Below are 20,889 nucleotides of genomic sequence, written 5' to 3' on the forward strand. Positions count from 1 at the left end.
TTGTTAGCATATCTTCATGGAATTCCCCCCGCAAAACTCACTTCGGAAGCTCAGGCTTATAGAACTGTAACCTTTGTCAAATCAGCTTCCATGCCTTTGAGCGCAGCAAAGGTCAACTTATCCATCATTGCACCATCAAAGTTGATCGTTTTGATTGCACGATAAAACTTCTTGGATAATGAAAACCCGGAGAGGAATGACACATTTTTTAACGTCGCACCTCTAAACGAAATATCGTTCAGCGCCGACTTTTCAAACTTGACCCCGATAAAGGTCTGGCCGTCAAAACATAATCCCCGCAGATCAGAGGTTTTAAATTCCACACCGTCAAAGATACAGTTCTCAAAGATTGTTTTCGTGAGATCAGTCGTACACAGCTTGACGTCGGTCAGTCTTGCGCTGATAAATTTCGCCCCTGTAAGTCCTGATGAGCTAAAGTTGGTGCGAACAAGAATAGATTTGTGAAAGCTCGCATTTGCCAGTTCAATGCCGGACAGATTGCAGTCGGTCAGATTAGCGCTGTCGAACTTGGCCTCGCCTACGTCACTGCCCGCGAAAGAACTGCCAGTCAAGTCAGCGCCTGTAAAATCGGAACCCCGCAACGCGCTCACTTTAAAATCCCCTTTATGGGCGGTAACGCCTGCAAAATCACTCTTCGATAAGTTGCTCGCCCTAAAGCTCGTCACCACCTGCCGCTCAAGTGAACGGGAGAGATTGGCAACCTCCTGCACCGTCTGTTCAATGTCGCCGATGCTGTCTATCGTCATCTTAAACGCCGTTTCATCATCCTTGCCTTCAGCCTTGAGTTCACTGAACCGCTCCTGCAAATCGGAAAGGAGGTCACTCTTTAATTCAGCAACGCTTTTTATCCCGTCATAGGGTGCGAATACGCCATTTAAATACATGTTTAATTTCTCATTCATATTATCAAGTCTCCTTATAATAAGTTTTCAAGCACACGCTTTGCGTACTCCCAATTAGTCTTGTTATTGGCGTAAACAGCTTTCCCCTTCTCGGTAATCCGAAAATACTTCCGTCGTCCCCCCTGAGACTCATCCCCCCAATACCATTCAATGTCACCGTCTGCCTCAAGCCGCCGGACGCTGGAGTACATCGTAGCTTCTTTTAATTCATACTCGCCTCCGGAACGCTCAGCAATCAATTTGACGATTTCATATCCATAACGATCGGCTTCGGACAAGAGCCGTAATACCATCGTATCGGTATGTCCTCGTAGCAGATCGGATGTGATTTTGTTCTCACTCATTTCATCACCTCATAATCGCATTGTATATCATACTACTGTGACAGTCAAGGTACTTTGATCATCATGTTTATACAAAATAAAAAAATGCCGTCCTTAGTTGTCTAAGGCAGCATTTTTCTCTTTTAAGTCTGAAGTTCCAATCTACGCTAATCAGAAATAAGTTGAATTAGGTCTGCTGGTAATTCACAGCTACCTGCCGGCAACCCTCACACAAAAATGCATAATAAATCCCCTCGCTGTCCTCGGCCTGTTCCATGTCCATTTGGGCAATAAACTTCATCGTCGTCGAACAGCAAGGGCACACAGGATATTCCGCATCCTGAATCCAAGCCGGATGTCCTCCAATCTGCGACGCAGGCGCCTCAAGCATCCAATACGAATTTTCATAGGTTCCCATCTGCCGTTCCGATAGCTGCATGGCATGCCATGCTATTTCTTCCCTGTCTTCATTTGCAGGCAAAAAATCAGGAACGGTATTATATTCACTCCACGAATATTGGCCATCCAGCTCCGCTTTCATAAACACGGTGCCATAACAATTACAATGCATGCAAGCTGCAACCCTTAACCGCTGGCCGGAAAGCTTCATAAATTGAACCAGTGGATTCTGCAAATCGTAATCAAACAGCACTGTCAATTTACCGCCACACCAAGGGCAGGAATGCTCACCCTCCTGCAGCGCCGCTACCGCCGTATGATCCCGATCCAGCCCATTTTTTCCGTCCCTGTTTACTTCAAAATGATAACTCTCGGGGTAAAAGAGCAGCCTTTTCCCACCGTCGGGATCTAATTCCCATCCTGCTTCGTGAGCATAGGTTTCCGGAGCCACATTTAACTCCGATGTCCATCGAGGCGGATGCTGCCGCCATGTCTCGAACTGCCGTACAACCTCTTTATCGCCAATCCAGGCCAATGCAAGCAGCAAATGATTACGGTTTTCCGAGTCATGCTCTAACTGATGAATGATCATATCGCGGATCTCCTGACCCGCTTCTTTATAGAGAATACCGGGATAATACTTCCCTTTGTGAAAAAAAACCTCCAGCCCCCGTTCAATGCACGCACTTGAAAAACATATAAGCGACAGTAAAATAGCCTCAGCCTGGTCAAAATCATCTTCTTCCATCAATTCAATGGCGTAGGATTCCAATCCCTCCCTTTCGCTTTCAGTCAGTTGACGATACAATTCTTGCGCGGTTTTGTGATAGGAGATTTCGTGTTCAAGCGGGCTCCATCTCCGCGGTTTGTGCATGATTTTAAGAATTTCAACCGGATCATTCACACCTGCGTACAAATCAATGTCTTTTCGATTTTGTTCAATATAAGCCTTTTGCTCCAGCGCAAGCTTCCTTTGATGACAGGGCATGCAGATTCCCCCCGTCTTTAAAGCAGTTGCAGGAAGTATGCTTCCCTTGCAGCCTGAGGTTTGGCAGGGTATACGCTCGCTCATCGTATCACTCCTATTCTGTATAAGTTATTCTCAAAGACTATTATTAATAAGCTAAACTGCATTATAGAATTAGCTATATTATAGAATTAGCTGCATTAAATATACCACCGGATTTAGCAGCTTTAAATTCATTTCAGATTTCAATTGGATATATCCCCCACCATCACCTTAAACGGAAACAAAAAAAGGTCAACCAAATATTTCTGGTTAACCTGATAAACGAAAACTCCCCCGGATAAAGAAGAACCGGTGCCCTTGTATTAGGCTTAATCCGTAATCTTCACATTTCCAAACACAGCCTTATTCCTCGAGTCATCCCCGGGATTGCTAAGTGCTATGCCAATATACACCTTGCGGTTCATCGGAATCTGAACAGTTCCGACCGTTTGCCAGTTATTCCTGTTCGTCGAAATAGCCCCTTTGAAGGTATTTCCACTTCGGGTCAGCTTTAGCCATCTTGGAGCCGAGGCAGCCGCAGTCTGATCAACCATATTGCCCGCAGTCTCTGCACGATACTGGAAGGTGGCCCCATTTTCGGGGGTAAGCATCATATCTGCGTGCTTCGAATTATGACCCAGCGACTCCCGAATCATAATGCCGGCCTTGGCCCAGCCGTCCAATCGACTAGTGGACTGCACTTTAACAATAATCTCCGCATCGCCCCGCACGGATTGGTATATATAATTCAGTTGATCTCCATTTCCCCAGATATCCGTAGAGCTGCTGCTGAGTGTAAATTGCTTATTGGAAGAATTGTAGGTAACGTTCCCCGGCATGGAACCAATATTTCGCGCCTTCCACCCTGCTGGTAATTGAGCCGGATAGTCTTGTTCTACCGGAGGCGTCCAGCCTGGCGTAGGCCAGGTTTCACGTTCTTTGATATTGGCTAGCTCATCTTCTGGCCAGGCCCCGTAAGCAAAGAACGACAGACGCTTCACACCTGGATAATTCTCGCGGATTCCCTTGTAAATCTCCTGATATTGATCATCTGTCCAGTCATTATCCAGCGTCGCAACAATTTCCACGTCACTGCCGCTAATCCGGTCGCTCGTATCCTTCAGGATTCCGTAGGAAGTGCTGTATACCCAATCACTGTTGAACTCCCAGTCATCAAAGTACGCCATTGGTGCAACAAAGTCGATATCATCCTTGAATTTGGCTACATTCTGCCCAACTTCAATGAATTCTGGCGGCAAAATATACACGCCGAGCTGCACATCCGGCTTCGAGGACTGTGTGATATCCTGACGGATATCGCCCACATACTGTCCGATTTGTTCGGTTCTCCATTCATTCCACTGCTCACGCTGAGGCGAATCTGTCTCGAAGTCAATGCTGAGCGGTGAATACCCGAACTGCGCCTGATACTTCAGGGCCGTGTAATCACTGACGTCCATGTTGTAATTGTCGAAGCGGATCCAATCCAGCACAACGCCATCCACATCATAATTCTCGATTACTTCCTGAATAATGGAACGCTCATACTCCTGCACTTCATGGTGAATCGGATTGACGAAGTATTCGTTGCCGTTAGAACCTGTAAACGGTGTCTGAACCCCGTCAACCAGCGCCTGCATCTGCCATTCATCGTGCTCCAGGAAAGCCTGCTGATCATGGAACTGCGGAATCCAGGCATGAACCTTGATTCCTACAGCATGGGCTGCCGTAATGACAGCCTGCAGGGCATCGAAATTCTGGTAGCCTTGGGCAATTGGTGCGATATCACTCTGATAAAATACACTTCCAGACGGAACCTCATCATCTTCATCCTGCTTCACGTTCATGCTAATAACATCGACGCCATAGCTTGTAGAGAGCGCGATGAAATTCTGGACATCCGCCATGTTCTTAAACTGGTTTACGGTCCGTACAATAACTTCCGTTTCGAAAGGGGGGTTACTCTCCTCTTCGGCCATAACAGGAACGGAACCACCGGCTATCGAAGAAACCAACACGATGCTTAACAGTGCTATGAACCTCGATCTCAACGCAAATGCCATAATCTCGCCTCCACAATTATAAGATTTTATAAATAGTCTTATTTCGTCGCGTTGATTTTCTTAACATTTTCCTGCCATTTTTCGGTTCTGAATTCAAGCAGCTTAGCAAGCCCCGCTTTTTCGGTGTTCTTTTTAGCTGTCTTTAGCGCCGACAGCACCGCTTCATCCGACTTCGCCTGAACCATCTGGGCGTAAGCAAGGGTATAAATATCCCCGATATTCTGTGCGATGATGCCGATCTCCGTATCCGGAATCGGATCGGTATTTACAAACTCTGTGATATCCAACGCGGTTTTCCAGGTCACCGTGGACTGCGCCACGGTCTCCCAGGATTTCTGGTTCGCGGAAAGCAGCGCCTCGAGGCTCATTTTCGCCGTATCAATAAAGGTCGTATTTCCCGCCCAGTTAAAGTCCTCGAATTTCCGCATCGTTTCCGTACGCTCGTTAGCAGGAGTCGTCTTGTATTTCTCGTTCGGGATTGGAGCTCCGTCCGCATCCTCTTCATCCCAGTACAAGCCTTTAGGACCGAAGAAAAGCACCTTCTGCCCCTCCGGACCCGTAATCCAGTCAAAATAAGCGAAGATGGCCTCCGGATCCTTGGCCTTTTTCGTAATGACATTAACGTTCCAACCCAGCGTCTCAAAGCCGCTTACAAACACTCGTGTTTTGTCTAGTCCGGATTTATGAATCGGCCATATAATCTCATAACCGCTGTCCGGATTATTCGCTGTCAGTGCCCGGTGTCCCTCGGCTCCATACGTAGTGATATTGGATTCGACCATGACTGCTACCCGGTTGGTATTGACCTTTTCTTTGACCGCATCCTGGGTTTGCTGCAGTGCATCCTGCGTAATCAGCCGTTCACGATACAGCTTATTAATATAAAGTACCATCTCCTCGTAAGCGGGATCGTCCAAGATAGATGACAGCTTGTCGCCATCCGGATATCCCATGAGTGAAATAAACTTACTGGTGGAGTTCTCCTTAAAACCACCATACATAATTTCCAGACCTGCCCCCTTCTCCCCAACCTCCAGAGGTACTACATCCGGATACTTTTCTTGCACCTTAAGCAAATATTGATACAAATCATCAAAGGTCTCCAGCACCGGTCTGCCGAGTTCGTTATAAATATCTTTATTCACCATCCATCCGCCGTTGCCGAATTGCCCGGATGTATACCAGTTCGGGATTTGATAGATTTTCCCGTCTTCTGAACGGAGCAAATTCAGGGTGGATTCCTTCACATATTTCTTGAAGTTCGGATACTTCTCATAGTAATCATCCAGCGCAACGAGTTGTCCTGCCTGCACCAGCCGCTCCACTGAGGATCCCCGGTCAGTAAAAATGACATCCGGTAAATCACCGCCGACGATCATCGTGTTGAGCTTTTCTCCGGCCGCTCCTCCGGATTGTATGGGTTCAACAGTAACCTTACGGTTCTCCTGAATCCATTTTGTCGCCTCATTATCCCCCCAGGGTGATGTCGTAAGCCAGTCATAGTTTCCATAGAAGCTGAAGGTGACGGGCTTGATCCCGCTGCCGTCATCTGTGGCGGCCTCAGTATTCAGATTTTTCTCGCTTGTGTTTGGTGAAGTGTTAGAATTTCCTCCTCCGCTACAGGCAGCCAGAAGAAGCACCAGTGAAGTCAGCAAAAGAGATACCCATTTCATACGATTGCGCATCTTTTCCCTTCTTTCTACATAATATGGAGACTGCTATTCTTTCATCGAACCAATCATTACGCCCTTAACAAAGTACTTTTGGAGAAAAGGATACGTCAGGATAATTGGAATGGTAGCGATCATCATCGTAGCCATAGTCAGTGACTTCGTGGTAATCGTCCGATTCCGGTTCATATGATCCAGCGCGATAGCATTCGATGAGCCAATTTGGGTCATGATGTTGGAGTTCATAATCTGGCGCAGCAGGGTCTGTATAGGGAGCAAGTGATCCTTTGTAATATAGATCGCTCCCGTAAACCAGTCATTCCAATAACCTACTGCGGTGAATAAGGCAATCGTGGCCAGCACCGGGCCGGAGACCGGAATGACGATTCGGAAAAAAATGCCGTAGTTGCTGCTGCCGTCGATTTTGGCAGATTCCTCCAAACCATCCGGCAGAGCATGGAAGAAGGTGCGGATGACAATCATGTTCCAGACACTGATGATGCCGGGGATAATCAGCACCCAAAAGGTGTCCAGCATACCCAAAGAGCGAACTAGTAAATAACTAGGGATGAGCCCTCCACTGAAGAACATCGTAATCATGAAGAACACCATATATTGTTTTCGAAAAAGCAATGTCTTCTTGGACATTCCGTAGGCTAACAGTGCCGTGAAAAAGACAGACAATGCCGTGCCGCTTAACGTTCTAAGAATGGTGATCAGAAAAGAATTCAGCAGGCGTTGATCCTGAAACACAATATAATAATTTTCCAGGGTAAAAGCTCTCGGTAACAAGGTTACACCGCCGAGCGCCGTATCGCTCCCTAGATTAAAGGAAATGACCAACGCATTCCAAAACGGGTATAGCATGAGTAACGCCAGCAGCGTCAAAAGGGTATAAATACTCCGCTGCATGATTTTGTCGCCTAGGCTTAGTCTCATTGTTCACTCCTCCTAAAAGGTTTATGGAGCATCGGAAGCATTCGCTATGAGTAGTAGTACTACCAGAGACTAACATCTGCCCGGCGAGCGATTTTGTTGGCCGTCACTAGCAGAATGACACTGATCACCGCCTTGAATAGCCCTACAGCTGTCGCATAAGAGAATCTGGCATTTAAAATCCCAACACGGTACACATAGGTGTCGATAACATCGGAGTAGGGTCGCAGAATTGGATTGGTTGCCAGCAGCAAAATGTCCTCGAAGCCCGCACTGAGCAGACTGCCGATGGCAAGAATCATAAAGATAATGATAATGGGGGTAATGCTGGGGAGTGTAATCAAGTGAATTTGCTTAAACCGGCTTGCTCCATCTATAGAAGCGGCCTCATATAGGGTTGGATCAATACCTGCAATCGCGGCCAGGTAGACAATGCTCCCGAATCCGACCTCTTTCCATACATTTACGCTTACTAGAATCGACCAAAAGTATTTGGGTAACGCCAGGAAGTTAACTGGCTCCCCTACCAAATTGAATCGCTCCAGCAAATAGTTCACCGTTCCGTTATCAACGGATAACAGCGAAAATACAAAACCGGATACAATAACCCAGGACAGGAAATAAGGTAAATAGCTGACGGTCTGGATAATCCGTTTAAAGCCCATATTCCCGATTTCATTCAGCATCAGTGCAAGAAGAATCGGGGCAGGAAAAGAGATAATCAATTTAAGCAAGCTAATCACAAGGGTATTTCGCATCACATTCCAGAACTCCGGCGCCTCGAAGAACATTCTGAAATGCATAAATCCAACCCAGGGGCTCTTCATAATGCCGCCAAAAATATCGTATTGCTGGAATGCCATAACCACGCCATACATCGGAATGTAGCTAAAAATGAATACAAAGATAATTCCCGGCCAAACCATGGACTGCAAATCCAATTGACTGATAAATTTCTTCCATCTACGCGGTTTCTCGGCCGTGTTCATCCGCTTTTCCTCCTCTGGACGATTCTAGTGAAACAACGGCAACAACGATTTGTTCTTCTCCAGCATTTCATCCAGCAGTTGTTCAGCTACGGTGACCGAAGGCACGAGCGGATGATGAACCATAGCCTGTAGGGCTATATCCCGGTCTCCGTGCACAGCCGCCTCGATGGTTAGGCACTCGTATTGCTTGACCGCGGCCAGCAAGCCTTTGATGGGCTGAGGAATTATACGCAGCGGAATCGGCAGCGGGCCTTGCTTGGTTACCATACAGTTCACCTCAATAGAGGCATCGTCCGGCAAGAAGTCAATCATTCCGTTATTCCTTACATTCAACGTCTGGATATCGCGGGAATCATTATAAATGGAGCGCATCAGCAGCACTGCCGCCTCCGAGTAGTAGGCTCCGCCGCGCTGTTCCAACTGCTTGGGCTTTTCCTTCAGCTCTACGTTCCGGTACAGTTCAAACAGCTCTTCCTCCACCTTCTTCACTACCTCAGCGCGCGATCCAGTCGTTGCTGCTGCTTCCTTCTGTTCCGCAAGCATCGCGTCCGTCATATAGTAATAGCTCAGGTAATAAGAGGGAATCGCTTTCAAAGCATTCAGAAACCGGTAGTCCCAGGAATCAAACGGCACATTGCTCGCCTTGTAGCTCTGCGGGTAATCAATGAGCTCCTGCAGCTTGCTTTTACCGTCAATCACGATATCGGATACCCAGTGCAGATGGTTGATGCCGACAAACTCCGCGTAGATTTTCTCCATAGGAAGTCCGAAGAACTCGGAGAGCCACTTTTGAAAACCGATCGGCGAGTTGCACAGGCCTACGCTTTTTACCGATGAGTATTTGTGAACAGCTTCAGTCACCATACCGGCCGGATTCGTAAAATTCAGCAACCAGGCATCCGGAGCCAGCTCCTCAATGTCTTTGCAAATATCCAGAATGACCGGGATAGTCCGTAGGCCTTTCATCATCCCTCCGGGACCTGTAGTCTCCTGGCCGATGACATTGTATTGAAGCGGAATTAATTCATCCCATTTGCGCGCTTCCAGCATGCCTACCCGGATTTGCGTACATACAAAGTCCGCTCCGGCAATGGCTTCCCTGCGCTCAAGCGTCTGGACCACGGTAATCGGCAGTCCGGACTCAGCAATCATGCGTTTGCTCAGTTCTGCAATCGTATGCAGCTTCTCCCTTCCCTCCTCAATATCCACCAGCCATACTTCGCGAATGGGAAGCTCTTGGTGATGCAGGATGATGCCTTCAATAAGCTCAGGCGTATACGATGATCCCGCTCCGATGACAACCAGCTTCAATGTTTCCTCCATGATAGACCCTTCCTTCATCTTTTTCATTTTGGTCTTATAAAAACTAGCCTATTGTGTTCAGTACTTTCCCCTGTGATAGATTATCTAGAACCTTCTGATCTACACGCATACCGCTGCTTTCCATAGCCAGAACGACCGATCCTACAACCGGCTCCCGGGTCAAAATCCTTAAAGTGCCATTCGGAGCCGACAACTTCACTCTTCTCTCAATGGCCCGCCGGATGATGCCTGAGCGGTCTCCCTTTGTCAGCAGGCTGCCTGCAAGTATGATGTCGAAGAAGTCCTCCTCCATGCCCAAGCGATGGATGGCCGATGCCGCGGCCAAACCCAGCTCATCCCCTTGCTTGACCAGCAGCTCGGTGGCAACCTGGTCCCCTTCCTCTGCCGCTTGAAACAATAGTTCAGCAATATGGGGAGGCAGGTCTCTGAAATGATCCAGGTAATCCTCTCTTAGCTCCGAAACATTGGAATAGCCCAACAATTCCGTTAAGCGTTCGGTTAGGACCGTCTCCTTCTCTCTTCCCTCATCCGCCCGAAGGACGCTACGGAATACCTCAATACTTAAATCATAGCCACCGCCATAATCCCCGAACCGGTAGCCGAATCCACCACATTGGTATGTAGCACCCAACGGATTTTTACCACTACAGTTCACGCCTGATCCGCAAATCAGCACGATCCCATAGTTCTTCTCTGTACCTGACCGCAAGGCAATCCAGGTGTCGCAGGAAATCTCAGTTTGGGGAAGATCAAAGCTGCTGATGATCGGTCGCAAAATCCGGAAATCAGCCTCTCTGTCCGCTCCCGCTAAGCCGAACCAGGAGTAATCCAGCTGATCCTTGGTCAGCCCTGACGCCATAATTGCTTCCGATATGGCCTGCTGCAAACTGTTCACCGCCTGCTCACGGTTTATTTGATGATTTCCGATCCCACCCTTGCCAACTCCGATGACCTTCCCTTGTTCATCTGCAATCATTGCGTGGGTTTTACTGCCTCCTGCATCAACTCCCAAAAAATACTTCACGGATGATTTCACTCCTAAAATTCAAGGTAATCTAACAGATGCGGTGGATTCACGAATGAGTAGCTGCGGAGCAAGCTTCGTTACAGCGGGCGGCATCACCTCCCCGTTGATCATTTTTAGTAGTAAATCAACGCCTATATTGCCCATTTGTGCCTCAGGTTGTCTGACCGTCGTTAACCGCGGGTAAAATTCACCTACGAACTGCTGATCATCAAATCCAACAATTGAGATATCGTGGGGTACTCGAATTCCCTCTTCCCGGAGAGCCTGAACCATTCCAAGAGCAATAAAATCGTCCCCGGAAAAAAAAGCTGTCGGCAGCTTATCTTCGCGGATCCATCTCTTGGCCACCTCATAGCCGCCGCTTACTGTAAAACTGCAGTATTCCGTTCCGAATGGCGTTAACCCGGCATCCTCGAGCGCTTGGACATAACCGCGCTTACGCTCCGCTACACTTAGAAATACCGAAGGGCCGCCAATATAGGCGATTTGAGTGTGCCCAAGATCGAGCAAGTGCTTTGTAGCCTCATACCCGCCTTGATAGTTATCGACCACGACGCTAGGCACATCCTCATGCTGAAACTGGTTATCCAGCAATACAAACGGAATATTTTTTCTTTTCAGTTCCTCTACATATGCCTTTTCTTCAAGTGGGGACAACAGGATAATTCCATCAACGCGATCCTTCTGAAACAGGAAATTATCGCCCTCATCCTCATTCTCGGCGATCGATAGGGCTAAAAAATACCCTTGCGCCGCCAGCTTCCGGTTCACCACGCGAATAACCCGGTCATAGAAAGAGTCGTTAAAGTTGGTAATCGACATCCCGATGACTCCCGTTTTGCCTCTCACAAGACTCCGCGCTGCTGAATTGGGTTGATAATTTAATTCCTCCATAGCTTTCAGTACTTTCTGTCTATTAGCTTCCCGTACAGAGGGTAAATTGTTAAGCACCCTGGATACGGTCACTACAGAGAGTCCCGACTTTTTGGCTACATCATGTATATTCATCTTAGCTTCCATACCTCCGTCACCCGAAAGTTTAAACGATTAAACTTTTTAGGTAAATAAAAAAACCTTATCTTTCGTGATATTTCTATGTTCTGATTGAAAATTGCACACTGAATGTCAGCTTTGCCTTTATCAAGAACACCAAAATTCTTTACAAAAGTTTTAAGGTTTTAACTAATTTACATTCTACTTACATTTCCAATATCCGTCAATACATAAAATGCAGCCAAAACAAAAAGCAACTCATCCGCAGACAAGTTGCTTTTTAGACACGCTATTCCCCCTTCCATTGCTTCTATCATCCTCAGGTTAATTGGTAATTACCCATTGTTGTCGATCAAGAGTAGGATCAAGCTCGCTAAGGGACAGTGTCGACCCATCCGCTGATACTTCCAGCGCTTTCTTATGATGAGCAGAAATAATACTTACGGTACCATCATCATTTTTGTGAAAAATCCAACGCTGATTGTTATATCCGAGATAAGGGTATAACTGGATTTTATTTTGCCCTGTGTCTAGATCAAGCGCCTGACCGGCTGTTGTACGAATAGAATAGGAGCCTGCATCGTCCCCCGTCGGCACGAATACCCACTTCTGATCCGTAAAATCATTCGCATCCTTCAGTGTAACAGCTTCACCATTTGCGAGATTTGCTGTATAAAGGGATTTCTGTAGTTCTGCATTTACTAGACTGGAAGTGGTCAAATTAGCCGGTGTTGCTCCGCTCACGTTAACGTTTTGATATGAAGCATATCCGCCAAATACATGTAGTCCAAAGCGGCCTTCTGCAAATGTGCCGTCCTGGAGGTCGATCACTTTCTGCCCATCCACATAAACCACGATATGCGGGCCCTTCGCTTCGATTTTCACTTTGTAGGTTTGACCCGGCTGAATGAACGTCGGAACTTTTACTAGAATCTGACGCTCTTCAATACGGCCGTCGATTTTATAAAACAGACGGATGGACTTCATATTCGGATCCAGATTTAAGTAGTATCCGCTGCGTCCATCTTCGCTGGCACGGAACAACATAGAGCCTGCTCCTCCGGATTTCCCTAACATCATCTCTGCTTCATAAGTAAAATCTGCTGCCTGCTTCTCTGCGATATAATTCGCGTCACTCAAGTAATTTCCACGAATCCCATTTTCACCAATGACCCAGGAGGCTGCAGATAGATCTTTAGTCCACCCACTTAAGTTCGTATGAAATTCACCCCCAGATACCTTAACTAATAAGCTAGCCGATGTCTTCCCATTTGGAGTAGAGACGGTAATGATAGACTCGCCTTCTTTTTTAGCTACAAGGGTTGCCTGGGATTTATCCACCACGTTTAGTTCAACAACATCCTTGTTACTGGAATTCCATTTAAGCGGCTGTGCCCCATTACCGGTACCATTCTCTACCATCGCCAAAAGTATGTCGCTTTGCCCCTTGCTCAGTTCGCGATCACTTGTATCCATCATTATCTTGGTAGCTGAGCCCGTCTCCTGATTCCATACAGAGCCTAACTGATTCACCTTCAGAGATACGACTTTTACGTTGCCTCCTTTGGTGTAAAAACTCAAAGCTCTGCTGGCTGGATCCGGAAAAATGACGTCAGAGAAAACAACTTTACCGTTGTTGCCAAAAACCTCAATAGAAGACTCATCTACAAGGATACGCATCTTAACTCGCTTGTTCTCCGTTTGCATTGCCGCTTCATGTCTTGTACTAAATAGACTCGAAAAATCCGTCAAACCAGATGCAGACCGATTCACGAAAATCCGACCCTCACCAGGTTTATATCCAACAACCGTTTTTTGACTTCCCCCTACACGAACGTTAAAGCCAAATTCACTAACCTGACTACCTGCTGGAATTTCTACTTCAGCTTCAATTTCGTATGCACCAGAGGTAACCCCTTTCAATAAATTCTGAGAAGAAGGACTCACCTCTTTGTTAGCAGTAGAAAACAGCTGACTACGTAGCGTTTCCAACTCCTTGATCGGACTTTGTGTGAGCTGAATCCCATCTTTTGTCGTTACTAATGAGACTTCTCTTGGGATTGACAGTACGCCTTTCCAATGGGTTGTTGGAAAAGCAAACGGATAGTCCCAGTTTGTCATCCACGCCATCATTACACTGCGATGATCTGGCATGTTCGAAAAAGACATTGAAGCGTAGAATTCTTTTCCAAAATCTGTTCGCAATACTTTCCCTGCCGGATTATCATTAACGAATTTACCTTCCGCTGTTAAATGACCCACAAAATATTCAGCATCTGATCCGCCTGTTTTTGAATTCGCTCCTGTACTAATCATCAGAACCCATTTCTTCTGTGATGTTCCGTCTACCGAAAGCTGAAGCAAATCCGGACATTCCCATACACCGCCGCGAACATAGTCCCCGTATCCCCAACTATCTGTCAGGGTCCAATCAAGTAGATTTGTTGAAGTAAAGAAACGAATATGGTCTCCACCGGATACAACCATTACCCACCTGTTATTGTCGTTATCACGAATCACTTTCGGATCACGGAAATCCCAGCCTCCCGGCTCCCCTCCATTATCGCCTGGATTTCCGATAACCATTGGACGCGTCTTGGAATATTCCCAAGTACGACCTTGGTCCTTGCTGTATGCAAGACCGATACGCTGATTCCCATTCGGGCCATCGGGATTATAGGAAGTGTAGTAGGCAATTAGACCTTTACCTCCTGAATCCCCGAACAAACCTGATGCATTCGTCAAATCTGCCACAGCTGATCCAGACCAGACATGCCCATGATCATTCCACGGCAGCGCAATCGGAAGCCGCTTCCAGTTCAGCATATCCTTACTGACAGAATGTGCCCAAGTGCCTCCGTCCTGATGGAATAGATGATATTCACCTTCGAAGTAGACAAGTCCGTTCGGATCACTGGCAGAACCACGAATTGGCGTATAGTGGTATTGAGGACGATATTTTTCACTATAATAATTGCTGGCATCCGTCACATAGGTATCCTGGAAGTAAGCTGTTCCCTGTTTAACAACGATTCCTGCATATCCATCGGTATAGGTTTCATCTGTTAGATCGATTGCGGCCGGGGTGTATCCGTCTAGAAAGACCTGAATTCTGTTTCCCTTCGCCTTTATCTCTACATGATGTTTTGCTCCGGCCTGACTTGGATAGGTATGCTGTGAACTTGCAATCGTTGTTCCGTTAGCTTTCGTCAGACTTACACGAACCTGATTTCCTTCCTTCGTAAGGGCTGCTTCATATCCCTTTGTTCCATCAGCCGATGAACGAAAGGCGAGCGCTGCAACAGAATCAGGACGAAGAGATAGATTTCCTTCATATACAAAATCAGCAGCTTGTTTGTTATAAATTTGCTGTGACTTACTCTGGTTTACTACCATTCCTTTCTTGCCGTTGATATTAGGCTGCCATTGTCCTTTATTTGTAACCACAGCACCCAAATTCCCTTTCAGGTCGCTTACGATAATATTTTGGAACAAAACAGAACCATTCCATACATTGAGTCCCAGCTTACCAGTACGATACGCATCATCCTGAACCTCAATCACAGGTTTATATTCATTGTCCCAATATACTTTCAGTGATGAACCCTCTGCTTTCACCTTGAGATGATAGATCTCTTCTGCCTTAACAGTAACCTTCCGCTCCTCTTTTAATTTCCCTTCACCATCACTTGCGTCTCGTAAGCGGATCATACCTGCATTCGGAACAATTTGGAGCATGTAGGAACCCCAGCCATCTTCATTAGAACGGAACAATAAGGTCGCGTCCGCTTGCATATCCTTGATCATGACATCAGCTTCATAGATAAAATCCCCTGACACCGTTTCGGAGATTGCCATTACATTTTCTTGTGGATCGGAAGTCAGTAAAATCCCTTCCACAGTATCCGCCAACTTACCTTTTCCTTTTATTTGCCAACCTGTCAAGTTTGTGTTTGTTTTGGTTACGCTTTCAAAAATAGAAAGCCCCTCCTTAGCTTGTTTACTTACCTCCTGATCAGCGGGCGCAGCCCAACCCGTACCGGGATTCGCTACATATATGCCTGCGAAAGTCATAACAAATCCTGTTGCCATGAGAAAGGATAAAATTACTTTTCCCTTATTAACCATCCTCTTCACCCTCTTTTTCTATCATCAATCATTTCTTTTATTGTAAAATAAGAAGGAGGCCAATTCATTGCACTGACCTCCTCTCTATATTCTTTTACAATTGAGCAGAACTCTAACTTTCCAGTGCTGTGAGTCCAAGAGCGAGAGCACCACATAATCCCGCCTGTTGGCCTAGTCCTGGTGGAACGATATACTCATCTATGTGTTCCAAAATAGTACTTGAGCTGACATAACCGTTCAGGTTCTGTAGCACGGCCTGCCGAATAAGTGGAAACAATTGGGACTGCTGCATAACACCACCACCCAGAATGATTTTCTGAGGAGAGTTAAGCAATATAGCACCCGTAATCGACTGCGCAATATAAAATGCTTCCATTTCCCATGCAAGGTGATCTATAGGAAGTTCATGTCCCTTCTTCCCCCACCTTGCTTCAATAGCAGGACCTGCCGCCATCCCTTCTAGGCAGTCCCCATGATAGGGACATCCCCCTGGGAATTCATCTTCAGGATGGCGTCTTGTAAGAACATGACCCCCTTCAGGATGCACAAGACCATGAATAAGTTTGCCTTCTGAATACACTCCCACACCAACACCTGTGCCAACTGTATAGTACAAACAGCTGGATAACCCTTGGGCTACGCCCCATTTGGCTTCACCAAATGCCGCTGCATTGACGTCCGTGTCCCAGCCAAAGGGAACCAAAAAGTTTCTTTTCAAAGTGCCCAGCATATCGTAATTTCCCCAACCTGGTTTTGGTGTTGTTGTAACGTAACCATACGTCGGGCTATCTGGGCGTATATCGATTGGACCAAACGATCCAATTCCGATAGCTTCTACTGGTTTGTCTTGAAAATATTGAATAACTTTGGGCAACGTCAACTCAGGATGTTCTGTCGGGAAACTGATCTGATCTTCAATGATCCCATTTTCATTCCCGATGCCACATATAAACTTCGTTCCGCCAGCTTCAATCGCTCCTATACGCATATACAAGACTCCTCTCGGTGACTAATTCTTGTCTTGCTCAGCAGAGAGAGTAAGCTCATAGATATCCAGGGAAATCAGCAAGTCATTCTCATTTTCTGCAAACACAGCAATACCTTTAGATTCTAGTCCAGGGAATATAAGATCCGTAATCACTGCCTGGCCTCTATTACTAAACGCCTCAACGGAAGAGCGATCCACATAAATACGGAGATCATTTGACTCATCAAGCGCTGCGAGTTTGGCTGAATGATGTCCTACGAAATGTTCATGGAAATCATGCTGGCCCGAAGCCTTCCGGTCTACATAAAGTTCCTCTGTCTCACCGTTGATACCGATCACTGTTTGTTCATCCGCACCAATTCTTACTTTGAAACCTACAGATTTACCCCTAGCGAACTCAGCTATAATCTCATAAGATTCCAAGTGAATCTCTTTAAGAAGAGTATTGATTTCTTGCACCGTTGCATTTTTTATGGAAAGGACTTGTACACGAGCTGATTCCAACTCTTGGACCGGCTTCTGCACAAGAAAGGTTCCCCCTTGTCTTGATTCGAGCTGAAGTTCTCTTGCAATTGTCATCGCGCCACGGAATTCTTCTGCTGGCGTCTTGTTAGCATACATCCAGTTGCTCATCCAGCCGATAAATAGCCTTCTTCCATCTTCCGCCGGTATATCGGACCAGCTTACACCTGCATAGTTATCTCTTCCATAATCAAGCCAGCGGACTTTTATCGAATCTTCATCTGGCGTGAACACTTCTCCATCAAAATCCCCTGTAAAATACTGTGTTCTTGATCCTTCCACAAAAGCGGGATCCGCACCGATGCTCACTAGCATCACCCATTTCGTGTTCGAAGGATCGCCATCAATGGCCAGCGGGAACAAGTCCGGGCATTCCCATACCCCGTCATGAGAACCGATTCCTTCTCCGAATTCACTGGCAAATGTCCAGTTCATCAGATCAGGAGAATGATATAGACACACCGTTTGACCACAAGCTACAATCATCACCCATTGATTAGTATCTTTATTCCAAAATACTTTCGGGTCACGGAAATCAATGAATGTATCATGTTCAAGCACCGGGTTTCCATCATATTTCGTCCAGGTTCTTCCGTTATCCTTACTATAAGCCAAGCTTTGACGCTGAATGGCTGGCTTGCCTTCCGGCATATCCAAATGGTGTGTAAAAATCGCTACTAGACCTGGTTTATCTTCAAAAAATCCAGTCGTATTATTCCAGTCAACTACGGCACTGCCGGAAAAAATCATACCTAACTCATCTGGAGCAAGAGCGATAGGCAGCTCCTCCCATGTAACCAGATCCTTGCTGACCGCATGGCCCCAGTGCATAGCGCCCATAGTCATTCCACCTGGATGGTGCTGGAAGAACAAATGATATTCACCCTCAAAATAAACCATTCCGTTTGGATCATTCATCCACTTTTCCTTAGGGGAAAAATGATACACTCCGCGGTAATTTTGTTTCGCAATCGTAGACATTATTGTTTTCTCCTTTACTCCCGAACACGGTCTTTACCGCATATTATTTATAGTTTATTATTTGCTTGCTCTGTCATAGCCGCCTTGTTTAATTTCAAGCCATTCTTGCAGGCCCAGACGGTCCAATTCTTTCAAATATTCATCCCACTGCGCTTCGACTTTACCATTTTGGTACCATTCAGTACGCATTCTAAGCACGTAGGCAAACAGATCCGTCTCAATTGTCGTAAGGCGATCAAGCTCTTGAATAGAATGGAATACACTCGGCATTACGTTTTCTGCTTTCATTTTAGGCGCCATGATGTTCTTGATAATATCCATTCTGCCTTTGGCATCATCCGGCATGGTTGTGTATTTGCCATAATAGGAATCAAGGATAGCTAAGGGTCCACCGACACTTGTTTTCTCACGTAGTTCTACAGGAGCTGCACCCTCCAGCGGCAAATGCTTCAGCATTTCTTTTTCTTTATCAAATTCGAAGATATTTTGCTGTTTATCGTCTCCATACGTTCCCCAGTTGTTCTGTACAGATTGAATCGGATCGTAGAGTTGATCAACCCATTTCGCTGTCGTTTCTAAGTTCTTATTGGCGCTAGTAACAACCATCTTACCTCTGCCCAAACCAAGCGCGTTCGTTCTTGTTACGTTAACTTCACCATCTGGTCCAGCAAGTGGAGGCATAACCTCGTAAATGTCATTTGCTCCAGTGATGTTGGCTTTATCCCATGAGAAGTAAAGTCCGTATCTCTGATCCTTCCCTTTTGCAAGGTAAGTACTCCAGTCCTGTGTATAGGCTTCAATATCAATGAGTCCTTCTTTATACAGCTCGTTAATAAAAGAAACGGCTTCTTTGTAATCATCTTGTGCCGCCGTAAATATTACCTTCCCATCATTGCTTACAACCGCGTGGTCGGGGTTCTCCCCCAATCCGAATGAAGCAAATAGGAAAACCAGATCTTCTGCTCCAGGCTTGTTAATAAAGGACAAAGGAATTTCGTCAGCCTTACCATTGCCATTTGAATCTTTTGTCTTGAAGGCAATTAATACTTCTTTTAATTCTTCTGTTGTTGTAGGCATATCAAGGCCCAGCTTCTCAAGCCATTCCACATTGATCCAAGGCATACTGTCTACCGCCTGGATTCTTTCTTTGCCATTGCCCAGCTCTTCGATCCACGGAAAGGCATAAATATTACCGTCTGGTGCCGTAATCATACTCTTGTATTCCGGTGCTTCTTCCAGCACCTTTTTGAAGTTGGGCATATTGTTCTCGATAAGCTCATTCAGCGGAATAATGGCACCATCTTTAGCAAGCTTGAGCAGCTCATAGTCGCTATAGTCCGCATTAAAAATTGCATCAGGAAGATCGCCGCTTGCCACAGCCAAGTTTCTTTTTTCAACAAATACGTCTTTCGTGAAATTCTTCCAATTAATATGAACATTCGTCTTTTCTTCAAGACGCTTATTAATCAGTTTTTCATTTGGATCAACGGGTGCAAGTGGAGAGCTTTGCGTAATAAAGTTCAAAGTTACTTTACCGCTGGCGTCCTGTTCTTTACTAGCTGCACTTCCCCCTCCTCCTCCGCCACCGCATGCAGTAAGGAACATAAACGAAGCAAGTACAGATGCAGAAGCTACTTTCGTTGATACTCTTGATTTCTTAATTCTTTTCATAGGGTATGACCTCCAAATTAGATATGAATGAATTAATCTTTATCTATGTGCAGCCTGTTTCCTACTTAAGGGAACCGACCATAACACCTTTTTCAAAGTACTTCTGGAAGAACGGATACATAACAATAAGTGGCAAACTGGAAACAACAATGGCAGCGTACTTGATGATTTCAGACAATCGTTTCATTTCCGCCATGGCGAGTTGATCGCTGATCATGCCCGGATCTACCTGATTCTGGATCAAGATGGACCGCAACACGAGCTGCAGTGGATGAAGATTCGGATTATCTAAATAGATCATGGCGTCAAAGTAGGAATTCCACTGGCCCACAAAAGCATAAAGAGCGAGCACGAAAACAATCGGTTTGGAGAGCGGTAATACGACACTGAAGAAAATCCGCATCTCCGAAGCTCCGTCTACATTAGCGGCTTCCTTCATTTCATTCGGTACTCCTTTGAAGAAAGTTCTAGAGAGAATGATGTTCCATACATTGACTGCCCCTGGAATAATCACCGCCCAGACTGTATCAAGCAGACCAAGGTTCTTAACGAGCAGGTATGTAGGTATAAGCCCACCCCCAAAGAACATGGTGATAATAAACAAGGTCATGAAGAATCCTTTTCCTTTGAGCCTGTCATCAGACAGTGCGTACCCTGCACAGATTGAGACGAGAACGGTAAGCATAGCAAATGAAACAGAGTATAAAACAGAGTTTCCAAAACCTCGGATCATGGCCGGATTAGAAAGAATTTTTATATACCCTTCTAATGACCAGTCCGAAAGGTTGAATGATAATCCTTTACTGAGCAGAACTGATGGATCCATAAAAGATGCAATCACTACATAAATCAAAGGAAGTACAATGATAAGTACGGCCAGTGTCAGGAAGATCGCGTTCAGCACGACGATAAAGCGATCTAATCCGGAATGTTTAATGGGCATA

15 protein-coding genes are annotated in these 20,889 nt (G+C 46.0%); all 15 read right to left on the reverse strand.

Features of this window, described 5'->3' with window-relative positions; genetic code table 11:
• Positions 1-56 precede the first annotated feature (56 nt).
• Positions 57-923 (reverse strand): pentapeptide repeat-containing protein, encoded by an 867-nt coding sequence (locus MHI15_RS15735; RefSeq protein ID WP_076125280.1) that lies wholly within the window; start codon positions 921-923, stop codon positions 57-59.
• 14 nt (positions 924-937) lie between these two features.
• A complete protein-coding gene (locus MHI15_RS15740) occupies positions 938-1,267 on the reverse strand; it encodes a PadR family transcriptional regulator (protein ID WP_036675798.1) in 330 nt (109 codons plus the stop codon).
• Positions 1,268-1,433: 166 nt separating this feature from the next.
• Complete coding sequence (locus MHI15_RS15745; protein ID WP_076193484.1) at positions 1,434-2,717, reverse strand: hypothetical protein; 1,284 nt, start codon at positions 2,715-2,717, stop codon at positions 1,434-1,436.
• A 266-nt stretch (positions 2,718-2,983) separates the two neighbouring features.
• Positions 2,984-4,717 carry a family 10 glycosylhydrolase gene (locus MHI15_RS15750; protein WP_076193486.1) on the reverse strand — a complete coding sequence of 578 codons (1,734 nt, stop codon included), beginning with the start codon at positions 4,715-4,717 and terminating at the stop codon, positions 2,984-2,986.
• 38 nt (positions 4,718-4,755) lie between these two features.
• Positions 4,756-6,390: an extracellular solute-binding protein gene (locus MHI15_RS15755; protein WP_341164589.1), complete on the reverse strand. Its 1,635-nt coding sequence runs from the start codon at positions 6,388-6,390 to the stop codon at positions 4,756-4,758.
• Between the two features lie 45 nt (positions 6,391-6,435).
• The gene (locus MHI15_RS15760; protein WP_076193492.1) at positions 6,436-7,326 is read right to left on the reverse strand and encodes a carbohydrate ABC transporter permease; all 891 of its coding nucleotides are present in this window, start codon (positions 7,324-7,326) and stop codon (positions 6,436-6,438) included.
• 59 nt (positions 7,327-7,385) lie between these two features.
• A complete protein-coding gene (locus MHI15_RS15765; RefSeq protein ID WP_076185343.1) occupies positions 7,386-8,312 on the reverse strand; it encodes an ABC transporter permease in 927 nt (308 codons plus the stop codon).
• A 24-nt stretch (positions 8,313-8,336) separates the two neighbouring features.
• Positions 8,337-9,635, reverse strand: a complete 1,299-nt coding sequence (locus MHI15_RS15770) for a 6-phospho-beta-glucosidase (protein WP_341164590.1) — start codon at positions 9,633-9,635, stop codon at positions 8,337-8,339.
• A gap of 43 nt (positions 9,636-9,678) precedes the next feature.
• A complete protein-coding gene (locus MHI15_RS15775) occupies positions 9,679-10,659 on the reverse strand; it encodes an N-acetylglucosamine kinase (RefSeq protein WP_076193498.1) in 981 nt (326 codons plus the stop codon).
• Positions 10,660-10,680: 21 nt separating this feature from the next.
• Entirely contained in the window at positions 10,681-11,682 is a 1,002-nt protein-coding gene (locus MHI15_RS15780) for a LacI family DNA-binding transcriptional regulator (RefSeq protein WP_076125296.1), read from the reverse strand.
• 297 nt (positions 11,683-11,979) lie between these two features.
• Positions 11,980-15,747, reverse strand: coding sequence for a GH32 C-terminal domain-containing protein (locus MHI15_RS15785; protein WP_341164591.1), 3,768 nt, complete (start codon positions 15,745-15,747; stop codon positions 11,980-11,982).
• Between the two features lie 148 nt (positions 15,748-15,895).
• A complete protein-coding gene (locus MHI15_RS15790; protein WP_076193503.1) occupies positions 15,896-16,771 on the reverse strand; it encodes an ROK family protein in 876 nt (291 codons plus the stop codon).
• A gap of 21 nt (positions 16,772-16,792) precedes the next feature.
• A complete protein-coding gene (locus tag MHI15_RS15795; RefSeq protein ID WP_076193506.1) occupies positions 16,793-18,274 on the reverse strand; it encodes a glycoside hydrolase family 32 protein in 1,482 nt (493 codons plus the stop codon).
• A 57-nt stretch (positions 18,275-18,331) separates the two neighbouring features.
• A complete protein-coding gene (locus tag MHI15_RS15800; RefSeq protein WP_341164592.1) occupies positions 18,332-19,945 on the reverse strand; it encodes an ABC transporter substrate-binding protein in 1,614 nt (537 codons plus the stop codon).
• A 61-nt stretch (positions 19,946-20,006) separates the two neighbouring features.
• Positions 20,007-20,888, reverse strand: coding sequence for a carbohydrate ABC transporter permease (locus MHI15_RS15805; RefSeq protein ID WP_036675818.1), 882 nt, complete (start codon positions 20,886-20,888; stop codon positions 20,007-20,009).
• Position 20,889 lies beyond the last annotated feature (1 nt).

The organism is Paenibacillus sp. FSL H7-0918 (assembly GCF_038007025.1).
GTDB classification, from domain to species: domain Bacteria; phylum Bacillota; class Bacilli; order Paenibacillales; family Paenibacillaceae; genus Paenibacillus_AQ; species Paenibacillus_AQ odorifer.

Excerpts from the sequence above, each read along its gene's own strand:
- MHI15_RS15735 (WP_076125280.1), bottom strand. The coding sequence starts at position 923 with ATGAATGAGAAATTAAACATGTATTTAAATGGCGTATTCGCACCCTAT.
- MHI15_RS15740 (WP_036675798.1), bottom strand. The coding sequence starts at position 1,267 with ATGAGTGAGAACAAAATCACATCCGATCTGCTACGAGGACATACCGAT.
- MHI15_RS15745 (WP_076193484.1), bottom strand. The coding sequence starts at position 2,717 with ATGAGCGAGCGTATACCCTGCCAAACCTCAGGCTGCAAGGGAAGCATA.
- MHI15_RS15750 (WP_076193486.1), bottom strand. The coding sequence starts at position 4,717 with ATGGCATTTGCGTTGAGATCGAGGTTCATAGCACTGTTAAGCATCGTG.
- MHI15_RS15755 (WP_341164589.1), bottom strand. The coding sequence starts at position 6,390 with ATGAAATGGGTATCTCTTTTGCTGACTTCACTGGTGCTTCTTCTGGCT.
- MHI15_RS15760 (WP_076193492.1), bottom strand. The coding sequence starts at position 7,326 with ATGAGACTAAGCCTAGGCGACAAAATCATGCAGCGGAGTATTTATACC.
- MHI15_RS15765 (WP_076185343.1), bottom strand. The coding sequence starts at position 8,312 with ATGAACACGGCCGAGAAACCGCGTAGATGGAAGAAATTTATCAGTCAA.
- MHI15_RS15770 (WP_341164590.1), bottom strand. The coding sequence starts at position 9,635 with ATGGAGGAAACATTGAAGCTGGTTGTCATCGGAGCGGGATCATCGTAT.
- MHI15_RS15780 (WP_076125296.1), bottom strand. The coding sequence starts at position 11,682 with ATGGAAGCTAAGATGAATATACATGATGTAGCCAAAAAGTCGGGACTC.
- MHI15_RS15785 (WP_341164591.1), bottom strand. The coding sequence starts at position 15,747 with ATGGCAACAGGATTTGTTATGACTTTCGCAGGCATATATGTAGCGAAT.
- MHI15_RS15790 (WP_076193503.1), bottom strand. The coding sequence starts at position 16,771 with ATGCGTATAGGAGCGATTGAAGCTGGCGGAACGAAGTTTATATGTGGC.
- MHI15_RS15795 (WP_076193506.1), bottom strand. The coding sequence starts at position 18,274 with ATGTCTACGATTGCGAAACAAAATTACCGCGGAGTGTATCATTTTTCC.
- MHI15_RS15800 (WP_341164592.1), bottom strand. The coding sequence starts at position 19,945 with ATGAAAAGAATTAAGAAATCAAGAGTATCAACGAAAGTAGCTTCTGCA.
- MHI15_RS15805 (WP_036675818.1), bottom strand. The coding sequence starts at position 20,888 with ATGCCCATTAAACATTCCGGATTAGATCGCTTTATCGTCGTGCTGAAC.